This window comes from Coprobacter sp. (assembly GCF_982436375.1).
This window is the reverse complement of the sequence record NZ_CEWDCG010000156.1, coordinates 1-7,318: the sequence shown is the minus strand read 5'-3', so window position 1 is coordinate 7,318 and position 7,318 is coordinate 1. Positions and strand designations below refer to the sequence as shown.

At 40.5% G+C, this 7,318-nt stretch carries 5 protein-coding genes; 1 reads left to right on the top strand and 4 read right to left on the bottom strand.

Translation table 11 applies throughout. The annotated features are described in order from the left end of the window. Positions 1-2 precede the first annotated feature (2 nt). The gene (locus tag AC1WHX_RS09080; RefSeq protein WP_481229199.1) at positions 3-1,037 is read left to right on the top strand and encodes an asparaginase; all 1,035 of its coding nucleotides are present in this window, start codon (positions 3-5) and stop codon (positions 1,035-1,037) included. Positions 1,038-1,131: 94 nt separating this feature from the next. Here the strand turns inward: AC1WHX_RS09080 and AC1WHX_RS09075 are convergent, their stop codons facing one another. The 4 genes from AC1WHX_RS09075 to AC1WHX_RS09060 form a co-directional block, all read right to left on the bottom strand. Further along, a complete protein-coding gene (locus tag AC1WHX_RS09075) occupies positions 1,132-1,935 on the bottom strand; it encodes a SusE domain-containing protein (protein WP_303116253.1) in 804 nt (267 codons plus the stop codon). A gap of 17 nt (positions 1,936-1,952) precedes the next feature. Continuing rightward, positions 1,953-3,557 (bottom strand): RagB/SusD family nutrient uptake outer membrane protein, encoded by a 1,605-nt coding sequence (locus AC1WHX_RS09070; RefSeq protein ID WP_481229197.1) that lies wholly within the window; start codon positions 3,555-3,557, stop codon positions 1,953-1,955. Between the two features lie 14 nt (positions 3,558-3,571). Continuing rightward, positions 3,572-6,547 carry a SusC/RagA family TonB-linked outer membrane protein gene (locus AC1WHX_RS09065; RefSeq protein WP_122304028.1) on the bottom strand — a complete coding sequence of 992 codons (2,976 nt, stop codon included), beginning with the start codon at positions 6,545-6,547 and terminating at the stop codon, positions 3,572-3,574. Between the two features lie 296 nt (positions 6,548-6,843). Beyond that, a partial coding sequence (locus AC1WHX_RS09060) for a hypothetical protein (protein WP_481229196.1) occupies positions 6,844-7,318 on the bottom strand: 475 nt, incomplete at its 5' end.

Sequence of the window (7,318 nt, the reverse complement as noted above, 5' to 3'; positions counted from 1 at the left end):
TGATTATCTACACGGGCGGGACAATCGGTATGATACAAGACCCTGAGACCGGAGCTTTGATGCCGTTTAATTTTGATCATTTGTTAGATAATGTTCCGGAGTTGAAGCGTTTGGGTTTTTTGATTTCATCAATTCAATTTGAACCTCCGATAGATTCTTCGGAAATCGATCCTGCATCTTGGATTCGTTTGGTAAAAATCATAGCGGACAATTATGATACTTATGACGGTTTTGTCGTTCTGCACGGAACTGATACAATGGCATATACGGCTTCAGCGCTTAGCTTTATGCTTGAGAATCTGGCAAAACCAGTTATTCTGACCGGATCTCAATTACCTATCGGCATGCTGAGGACGGACGGAAAAGAAAATCTGATTACGGCTATTGAGATTGCAGCGGCAAAAGAAAACGGATTTCCGGTTGTCCCGGAAGTGTGTATCTTTTTTCAAAATCATTTGATGAGAGGGAACCGAACCTCGAAAATTAGCGCTGAAAATTTCAATGCTTTCCGTTCTCTGAATTATCCGGCGTTGGCGCGGGTCGGGATGCATATACGGTATGACAATAATCTTATTAATAAAGTGCGTGTTCCCAGACCGCTGAAACCGCATTATTTAATGGATACGAATGTTGTGATTCTTAAAATTTTTCCGGGCATTACTCCGCAAACGGTAGATAGTATTTTGAATATTCCTCATTTAAAAGGTGTCGTCTTGGAAACATACGGTACGGGAAACGCCCCTTCAAAACCTTGGTTTTTGGATATGTTAAGGGCTGCGGTTGCTCGGGGAATCGTGATCGTGAATGTGACTCAATGCTCCAGCGGTAGTGTACAGATGAGTTTATATGGGCCTGGAAATAAGTTGGCTCAAGCGGGGATAATAAGCGGATATGATTCGACTACGGAGGCTGCAATAACGAAACTGATGTTTCTATTCGGGCACGGCCTTTCTTCGGAAGAGGTGAAAGACAGAATGCGTTTACCGTTGACCGGGGAATATTCTACTCAACATTTGGAAGATCAGATAGAAGCTTGAATGTTTTTTATAAAGAAAGAGCTACATCTGCAACTTATCGGAGTTGTAAGCAGCTCTTTCAGTTTATACATCTCGTCTCCTCCCAAGATGTATGTTATTTGTCTGTCGTTGTCATTTCTTCTCCCGGGGTTGCCGGAGTCAAAGTATAGGTTAGCGTATTGAGATCGACGCTTATATGATAATAACCTTGTGGAGAGATAGAAATATCGCCCCCTTTCAATGCTAAAGTTCCCGGAGCACCTCCGCTGCCATATTCTTCACCTTTGTTCCATACCGGTTCTGTGGTTAATTTGAATGTGATCGGTGCATCGGGATTGTTTTCATCGACGAGATTCAGATAACCCTCGTATTTGTTGTTCATTCGGTAAGAAAGCAGGGTAGGAGCATTGGCAATGTTCCATCCTTGATAAGATCCCGGAACATATAATTTGGGATAGACGATTACCATAGGATATGGTGTAATTTCTAATGTGACGTACCGGGAGTAAATGATAATGTTGGAGGTAAGTTCGCTTTTCAACCGTACGTATGTTTCGAGAGGAATGCCGCTTTCTCCTCCTAAAATCAGAGTTGCCATGTTTAGTTTCCCTACATTGACAGGAAGGTATAAGTTGTGAGTTTCTGCCAATGAAATAGGATCGGAAAACGACTCGGTATTGTCTATTTGGAGAGTGTAGAGAGGTGCAGCCTGAAATCCGTATTTCCCGGCACTCCATGAAAATGTTTCAGCAATGAAATTTTCGGCTTCTTCGTTGAGTACAAGGCTGGAGTTATCAAGCGGGCTTAATTCCGGAGCAGCTGTAAATTCATATACAGGGGATTTATCGTCATTACAAGATTGCAATAGCAGACATATTCCGATGCTGAAAAATAGCCAGTATTTTATCGTATGATTCATAATTGTATAAAGTTTATTTAGTATCCATAATTTTGTTGAGTACCCGGATTCGCTGCTATTTCTTTTGCCGGAATCGGATACAAATTATATTTGGTTTCAAGAGATTTTCCGGTCAGTACTCCGCCTTTCCATGCCCATAGATAATTTCCGGATGTAAAGACTCCGAAACGTATCAGATCGGTGCGTCGGTGACCCTCCCAATAAAGTTCTCTCATCCTTTCTGCAAGAATTTCATCTAAAGTAATATCCGTAGTAGAAGTGTAAGTGGAGATACCTGCCCGAGTTCTCAAATAATTCATATAAGTTTTGGCTAAATTTTGATCTCCATAACCTCGGTAAGCACATTCTGCGTACATTAGATAAGTATCTGCAAGTCGAAAAACGGGAAAGTCCGTGTCAGGATAAGGATATGCCCGCTTGCTTGTATTTTCCCAGTCGGTCGAAAGCAGATTCGTAAATTTAGTAACGGCAAACCCATCTTGAAAATTTCCCAGATCGGTATTTTCGATATTTGCTCCGTCGCTGTAGAATGCATATCTGGAATCTCCGTCTTCAAAACTTTTTACCAGATTTGATGTCGATCTTGGTCCTGCCCATCCGTCATTGACTCCATAATTTTCTTTTATCATGGTGCCTCCATAAGCACCGATAGTAAGATATGTTGTTCCGCCATATGTTCTCGTCCGGTCTCGATCGTATGGGACGACCATCAGATTTTCACCCTGTTCTCCGCCTCTTGCGAATTGATCATTATCGGCACAGAATAAAAATTTGTATGTTTGCGCCAATCCGTGATTAGCACCGCTTCCGTACTGTCCGATAATTTGCTGGCAAGTTGAAGCGCATTCGGAATACATCGGAGCTCCCGTGTAAACAGATGCGTTCAAATATAATTTGGCTTTTAGCATCCATAGAGCACCTTTCCCTGCACGTCCGTATTCCGGATTTACAGGCAGATCGTTCTCGATGGCATTCAGTTCGCTCAGTAGAAATTGAAATATTTCGGCTCTCGATTTTTGTTTAGGAGCTTCCATAATTTGTTCATTTTCGGTTACAAAAGCCACATTCCCGAACATATCTATTGCATGCCAGTAAGAAAATGCACGTAGGAAGCGGGCTTCTGAGCGGTATTTGGATATTTGTTCTGCAAGCTCTCCTGTAATATTGTTTTGAGCTAAAGCTTGAGGTGTGGTAGCTTTTAAGAAAGAGTTGCAAAGAGCTATTTGAAAAAAGATGCGGCTATACATGACATATATAAACCCGTTTGCAGCAGACCATTTTGAAGTGCTTAATTCGGGTACGCCTGCATCGTTCCAACCTAATAAAGCTTCGTCGGTCGGCAATTCCTGAAGATTCCAGTATGACCGGATATATTGTGCCATGCCTTCATCGAAGCCTTCTATATCGGGTTTTCCGGCAGGACCTTCTTGACCGGAAACTGCTAATCCTGCATATACTTTTGCCAAAAACTGAGTATAGTATTCGTGATGTGATTTGAAATCGGAGTCTTGGATCAGGTTTTTATCGATGGGTTTTAGGTCAAGATCTCCTAAACACGATACAAGAGTAGATGAGCCTGCAATGAACAGTGCAATAAGACAGCTATATATTGTTTTTTTCATATCGTATTTTTTTATTAGTAAGTGATTATAACTCCCAGCAAAAAGGTTACGGGACGAGGGTACACATTATTGTCGATACCCGAAAATACTTCAGGATCGAGTCCTTTGTATTTGGTGATGACAAAGGGGTTTTGTACAGCTCCGTATAGTCTGAGTTTCAGTTTATTTTGTACCAACTCATTCCATGTATAACCGAGTGTGATGTTATCGCAGCGCAAAAATCCTGCATTGTGCAGATAGTAATCGCTCATGTATTGCGGATTTTGAAATTTTGTTCCGCGACTTATCAAATTGTTCAAATATCCGGCACTGTTATATATTGCCGAATAACTTGAATTATTGGATTGCACATTATCATAGACATAATTTCCGAGATTGGCGCGAAGAGAAAATCCAAAATCGAAATTTTTATATTCCATACGTGATGTGAAACTCATTACGACTTTTGGATCTCTGCTTTTGTATAATCGTTTGTCCGCTTCATCGATAACCCCGTCTCCGTTTCTATCGACATAAAGTCCTTCTATCGGATTTCCATCCTTGTCATATACCTGCTCATATAGAAGATAGCTGAATGCCGGGTATCCGACCTTATGAGCCTGTACGGTATTTCCCGTTCCTCCGCTGATACCTCCGACTGGTATATAATAATCGGCATCGTTACTTTTATTTAGCTTTGTAATTTTGTTCGAGTTATAGGCAATGTTAAATCCCAGATCCCAAATAAATTTGTTTGTTACAATTGGTTTTGAGCTGATGCTGAACTCTATACCTTCATTTCTTAAACTCCCGATATTCGTGTATATTTCGTTTGTCAGGTTCGATCCTGCCGGAACAGGAATACGACTGATCAGATCATTTGTTTCTCGATAATAATAGTCGAAAGATCCGCTGATCCTATTATCCAGAAAAGCAAAATCTAAACCGATGTTCCATGTAGTCGTTTCTTCCCATTTTATGTTCGGGTCATATCCGTTTGGTCGTAGAGTATTGTAATATCGGTCTCCGAATGGATAAGAAGCTGTTGGAAATCCCATCGAATATAATGGCATGTACGGAAAATAGTTGTCACTGATGTCTTGCTGTCCGGTGATACCATATCCTAACCGTAATTTTAATTCGTTCATTACATTAGCAACCGGTTGCATAAACGGTTCGTTGATAATTTTCCAACCCAAAGCCAAAGCCGGGAATGTTCCCCAACGGTGATCTTTAGAAAAACGGGAAGTCGCATCACCCCGTAAAGTGAATGTTAGCAGATATGTATCTTTGAATGTATAGTTGATTCGTCCGAAAAACGAAAGTAATTGTAGGTGGTCGGCATAAGTTTTGTCATACCAAGGTTCATTATCGGGCATAAGTGTTGTTATGGTGCTTCCGTCTTTATAGAATTTTTGCCATGAATAACCTGCCATGACCTCTACTTTACTGTATATTTGGCGGAAATCGTTACTGTAATTCAAATAAAAATCCAGTAATTGATTTCTCTTTAATTGTTTCAGTGTTTCGGTTTGTCCGATCCCCAGTTTTTTGTTTTCTTTATAAGTTATAGGAGAGTTAGGGAACATTTTGTTCCATTGTCGGCTTTTCGACACATCATATCCTAAGTTGAGATTTGCTCTCAATTCCGGAAGGAAAGGCATGATATAATCGAGTTGGATATTTCCTAAACTGCGGTAAACATGAGAGATCATAGAACGATCGTCCAGTAAAGAGACCGGATTAAGAGGGGCAATTCCTATAACTGCTCCTGTATTTTGTTGCAACCACATGAAATATCCATTTCCGATTTCTTGTCCCGGAACTTTAACCGGTTGGGTCGGGTCGAAACTTACAGCTCCCCCGATAGCGGCCTCGTCAGGAAATTCGTTGCGTATGTATAATCCCTTGACATTCATATTTACACTTAGCGTGTTGTTGAAAAATTTAGGAGTAAGGGAAATAGATGCCGTAGTACGGTTCATCGAAGATGTCTTTAAGATACCGTTTTGATTTGTAAAAGTTGCCGATACACGGTAAGGCAATATTTTATATTGTCCGCCTACGCTTAAATTGTAGTCTGAGCTGACAGTCGTTCTCAGTACTTCATCCTGCCAGTTTGTATTGGCATTTCCCAATAGCTGGTATGCCTGACTGGAAGTCCCGGTCTGTTCGGCAATCAGATTTCTGAATTCATCGGCATTTAGAACTCCGGTAGTTCTGCGGGAAGTGCTGACCGACATGTTTGCATTGAAATTTATCTGGGGCTTTCCGCTCATTCCCTTTTTAGTGGTAATGATGATGACGCCGTTCGATGCTCTTGATCCGTAAATTGCGGTTGCCGACGCGTCCTTTAGAATCGTAAAACTTTCTATATTATCGGGTGGAATCATACTGAGAGGATTCGACATTCCGGTGACTCCTGAATTATCTACTGGAACACCGTCTATAACGATCAGTGGGTCGTTTGTCGCATTTAAAGATGAACCTCCTCGAATACGGATTTCTCCTCCGGCTTCAGGTTTGCCTCCGGTCAAGGTGACGACAACGCCCGGAGTTTGACCTACCAGCAAATCTTGTGCAGATGTTGCCATACCTTTGTTTATTTCATCCGGTTTGACCTGTGTAACTGCTCCTGTGGCGTCGCTTTTCTTTACGGTTCCGTATCCGATAGCGACCACTTCTCCTAAAGTAATAACATCTTCTTCAAGAATAACAGATATTTCAGCCCTGTTTTTTATAGGGATACTTTGAGAAATGTATCCGACAAAAGAAAATATAAGAGTGCTGTCTTTAGGCGCTTCTATCTGGTAATTTCCGTCAATGTCAGTTACTGTTCCGGATGTTGTGCCTTTTACTATAACATTCGCTCCTACCACAGGTTCTCCATAGGAATCTTTTACATTACCATGCACTTTGATTCGTTGTGCTTGGATGTCGAGAGAAAGAAAAATTCCGGATAATAAAATAAGGAGAATTTTCCATCCCGGTTTAAAATTCATGTGCTCCATGCAAGAATTACGTTTTAAAGTTTATAAATTAATTAAGTAAATCAAAAAAACGTGTGTTGGGTTTATGTTCCCGGGATTTGTATGAAAAACAGACACGCGGGAGGTTCTTATTCTTCCTTAGAACACTGTTTGTACAGATTTTGTTTTTGTATGTCGCTTATTTAAGACTATATAAAGAAAGACGAAGGGTTGTTGTGTGTTTTATCTACTAAAGGATTAGTTATAAAAACGGGGCGAGGGAATTTTAAATTCTCTCGCCCCGTTTTTATGGTTTATTTTATAGTAATCGTATTAACTTATTTGCCGTTAGATATGGCTTGAGTCAGGGCTACTACATCTTCATCGTAGAAACTGATAGGAGCGGAAACCGGTTCATAATCAAACGGGATGAATTGTAACACTTGTGCCGATGCATATTTTTTGTCTTCGGAAATGAATAAATTGAGCTTGATCCCGGCTTTATTCCCTTCTGCAGGTTTTAATTTGGGCAATACGTCGAATTGTTTGTTTTCCAATGATTGCTGCAATCGATGCATTTCATGATTGTCGAAGTACAAATCGCATTTTTTCATCGGACATCCGTTCGCTTTATATACGATTTTCTTTTTTCCGGCCATGATTTTTACGAGACCTATGATCACAAATATAGATCCGGCAATCATCATAGCCATTTTTAATGAAGTATTTTCACCTTGTATAAGCGTATTTCCGAAAAATATAGCTATTGCTATTGCTAAATAAATAATCCCTGAAATAGAGAGGGTTTTCTTG

Excerpts from the sequence above, each read along its gene's own strand:
- AC1WHX_RS09075 (WP_303116253.1), bottom strand. The coding sequence starts at position 1,935 with ATGAATCATACGATAAAATACTGGCTATTTTTCAGCATCGGAATATGT.
- AC1WHX_RS09070 (WP_481229197.1), bottom strand. The coding sequence starts at position 3,557 with ATGAAAAAAACAATATATAGCTGTCTTATTGCACTGTTCATTGCAGGC.
- AC1WHX_RS09065 (WP_122304028.1), bottom strand. The coding sequence starts at position 6,547 with ATGGAGCACATGAATTTTAAACCGGGATGGAAAATTCTCCTTATTTTA.